Raw genomic sequence first — 3,747 nt, 5'->3', positions numbered from 1 at the left:
TTAATTATCTCACCGGGTGCTACTCCCCATTTGTTATCTAAAACAACAGCTTCATCAATTACTATAATTTGTTTTTTGTTGTTAGCAGTCATTTCTCTGCCTGCAATTTTAAATTTATCTATTAATTTTTTATATTGAACTTCATCTACTATGCAAGAACGCCCTAAAACATTTGACAAAACTTCTTTAGTTATATCATCATTTGTGGGTCCAAGTCCTCCACATAAGAAAAGTAAATCAACTTTATTAAGCAGTTCATTTATTACTTCACTAAGTTCAATAGCATTATCTCTTACGGAAACATGATAACTTACGTGAACTCCAAATTCTGAAAGCCTTTTTGATAAAAATTTAGAATTAGTGTTTAAAATACTTCCTATCAAAATTTCTGTTCCTATAGTTATGATACCAGCCTTCATATTATTCTCCTAAATATTTTCTAAGTCTAATACTTTAATATTTTTTATAAAATAATCAATTCCAGATAAAATAGTAAAAAATACTGCAAAATAAAAAATATATAACCCTGTTTTATATAATGAAGTTATATTTGTCAATAAAACAATTATTGCTATAAGTTGAGAAACTGTTTTTATTTTTCCAAGTTTACTTGCTGCAATTGTTATATTTTCAGAAGCGGCAATTATTCTAAATCCTGTAACTGCAAATTCTCTTGAGATTATAACAATAACACTCCAAGCGGGAATATCTCCAATACTTGTAAGGCAAATTAACGCAGAGCAAACAAGAATTTTATCGGCAAGTGGATCGGCAAATTTCCCGAAATTTGTTACTAATTTATTTTTTCTCGCTATATATCCATCAAGAAAATCTGTAAAAGAAGCTATTGCAAATACAATTGTTGCAATTACTCTTGCACCCTCAAAATTCATATACATCAAAAACACAAAAATTGGAACCAATAAAATTCTAATAAATGTTAATTTATTTGGCAAATTCATATTGCATCTCCTATTAAATCATATTCTAAATAATCTGTTATTTTTACATTATAGAAAGATCCTATTTTCAAATTATTTTTACTTTTAACATAAACCACTCCATCAATTTCCGGAGCATCCATATAAGATCTTCCTACATAAGTTTCATTATCTGCTATTTCTTCTATTAAAACTTCTAATATATTTCCTATATTTGAGGACAATTTATTCTCAGAAATACTAATTTGAGTTGACATAAGTATATCTAATCGTTTTTGTTTAACATTTTCTTGTATTTGATTATTCATATTAAAAGCAGGAGTATCTTCCTCTCTTGAATAAATAAAAGCTCCCAATTTGTCAAATTTATTTTCTTCAATAAATTCGTTTAATTCATTGAAATCAGAATTTTCTTCTCCAGGAAATCCAACTATAAAAGTAGTTCTAATTATTATATTAGGTATATTATTTCTAAGTTTAAATAGAAGTTCACTTATATTATTTCTATTTGTTTTTCTATTCATTTTAGAAAGGATATTATCGCTGATATGTTGTAAAGGTATATCAACATAGTTTAAAAGCTTATCATTATTTTTAAATTCATCAATTAATTCGTCTGTAAAATTATCAGGATATAAATACATAAGTCTTATCCATTTTAAATCTTTTATTTCAGACAATTTTTTAACTAAATCTTTAAGCTTATATTCTTTATAGTTATCTATACCATAATCAGTCGTATTTTGAGCAATTAAAATTACTTCTCTTGTACCGTTATTTACCAAATATTTAACTTCATCATAAATATCTTCTATTTTTCTAGATCTATTTCTTCCACGAAGCTTAGGTATTATGCAATAAGTACAATTATTATTACATCCTTCTGATATTTTTACATACTCAGTAACCGAAACTTTAGATTTTTTAATTCCCTCAATATATTTATCATTTATATTATCAACTTTTACTATTCTCTCTCCATTAAATGCACTATCTAATATATTATTTATATTTATAATGTTTCCTGTTCCTAATATTGCATCTACTTCAGGAATTTCTTCCATCAATTCTTTGGAATATCTTTGTGCAAGGCAACCCGCAAGAATTAATTTTTTACATTTTCCTACATCTTTATATTTTGCAGCTTCTATAATAGTATCTACGGATTCCTCTTTAGCCGCATCTATAAATCCGCAAGTGTTTATAATAATTACATTAGCATCATTTACATTATTTGTTATAATATATTTTTTTGAGTCTAATATAGATTGCATTTGTGAAGTATCAACTTCATTTTTTGAACAGCCTAATGTTATAAAATGTATGCTATTCATTATTTTCCCCCAATAAATTTGAAATTTCTTCTTCGCTAAGTAGTAGTTTTCTAGGTCTAGATCCTTCATGTGGACCAAGAATACCAGACTCTTCCATTTGATCTACAATTCTGGCTGCTCTAGAATATCCTATTTTTAATTTTCGTTGTAAAAATGATATAGAAGCTTGTTCATCTGCTACTATAAATTTCAACGCATCATTAAAAAGAGGATCTCTATCATTACTTAATTTTTCTCTTTTTTCTTCAATTTCTTTATTTATTTTTTCTTCAAAATCATTTTTTATGGTTGAATTTGCAATTATAAAATCAACAACAGATTCAACTTCTTCATCACTAATAAATGAACCTTGAATTCTAACCGGTTTTGAATAGAATCCAGGATAGAAAAGCATATCTCCTTTTCCGAGAAGTTTTTCAGCTCCAGCCATATCCAAAATAGTTCTTGAATCTATTGCTGATGATACTGAAAAAGCAATTCTTGATGGAATATTAGCTTTTATAGTACCTGTTATTACATCAACGGATGGTCTTTGAGTTGCAATTATTAAATAAATTCCCGCTGCTCTTGCCATTTGTGCAAGTCTTGCTATATAATCTTCAACTTCTCCTTGAGCAACCATCATCAAATCTGCTAATTCATCAACTATAACAACGATTTTAGGAAGTCTTTCATCTTCATTTCCAGTTTTTTCTATTTTTTTATTATATGAAGTTAAATCTCTAACAGAATTTTCTGCAAATAATTTATATCTTTTTTCCATCTCTCCAACAGCCCAATTTAGAGCGAATGCAGCCTTTTTAGGGTCTGTTACAACAGGTATTAGAAGATGAGGTATTCCATTATACACACTGAGTTCAACAACTTTAGGATCTATTAAAAGTAGTCTGACATCTTTTGGAGAAGATTTATAAAGTATACTTGTTATAATAGTATTTATACATACGGATTTTCCAGATCCTGTTGCTCCTGCAATTAAAAGATGTGGCATTTTATCAATTGATGACATTACTATTGAACCGGAAACATCTTTACCCAGCGCAAGCGGCAAATTTGAATTTAACCTTTTAAACTCACTACTTTGAATTATTTCTCTTACCGTAACTGATTCTTTAGTTTTATTAGGCACCTCAATACCAACAGCTGACTTACCAGGAATCGGAGCTTCTATTCTTATATCAGGGCTTGCAAGACTCATTGAAAGATTATCATTTAATGCTACTATCTTACTAAGTTTAACCCCCGGAGCCGGCTCTAATTCATAACAAGTTATTACGGGACCTCTATTAATTGCAACAATTTTTGAATCTATTCCAAAATTTTCCATTGTTTGTTCTATAATTCTTCCGTTCTTTATTATTTCTTGATTTGAAACAGAAGATTTTTCGGAAGATTTTTTTAAAAGCTCTATTGGAGGAAATATATAATTATCCTCTTTTTGATCTTTTCTTATATTTTTCTCAAATTTATTT

General features: G+C 28.0%; 4 protein-coding genes. All 4 read right to left on the bottom strand.

Going from position 1 to position 3,747, the window contains the following annotated elements; all coding sequences use genetic code 11:
* On the bottom strand, positions 1-419 hold a 419-nt coding region (locus HMPREF0629_RS04800), incomplete at its 3' end, for a molybdopterin-binding protein (RefSeq protein ID WP_009222223.1).
* Positions 420-428: 9 nt separating this feature from the next.
* Positions 429-962, bottom strand: coding sequence for a CDP-diacylglycerol--glycerol-3-phosphate 3-phosphatidyltransferase (gene pgsA, locus HMPREF0629_RS04795; RefSeq protein ID WP_009222222.1), 534 nt, complete (start codon positions 960-962; stop codon positions 429-431).
* Positions 959-2,275: a 30S ribosomal protein S12 methylthiotransferase RimO gene (gene rimO, locus HMPREF0629_RS04790; RefSeq protein WP_009222221.1), complete on the bottom strand. Its 1,317-nt coding sequence runs from the start codon at positions 2,273-2,275 to the stop codon at positions 959-961. The genes pgsA and rimO overlap by 4 nt, the downstream gene beginning before the upstream one ends.
* Positions 2,268-3,747 (bottom strand): DNA translocase FtsK (locus HMPREF0629_RS04785; RefSeq protein WP_009222220.1); only part of this gene is annotated, 1,480 nt, incomplete at its 5' end. The genes HMPREF0629_RS04785 and rimO, both read right to left, overlap by 8 nt.

Source organism: Peptoniphilus sp. oral taxon 386 str. F0131, from assembly GCF_000090945.1.
GTDB classification, from domain to species: Bacteria; Bacillota; Clostridia; order Tissierellales; family Peptoniphilaceae; genus Anaerosphaera; species Anaerosphaera mikwangii.
The sequence above is the reverse complement of the archived record's forward strand: the minus strand, read 5'-3'. Positions and strand labels throughout refer to the sequence as shown.

Bases quoted from the DNA above. Each gene is read 5' to 3' on its own strand.
- pgsA (WP_009222222.1), bottom strand. From the start codon at position 962: ATGAATTTGCCAAATAAATTAACATTTATTAGAATTTTATTGGTTCCA.
- rimO (WP_009222221.1), bottom strand. From the start codon at position 2,275: ATGAATAGCATACATTTTATAACATTAGGCTGTTCAAAAAATGAAGTT.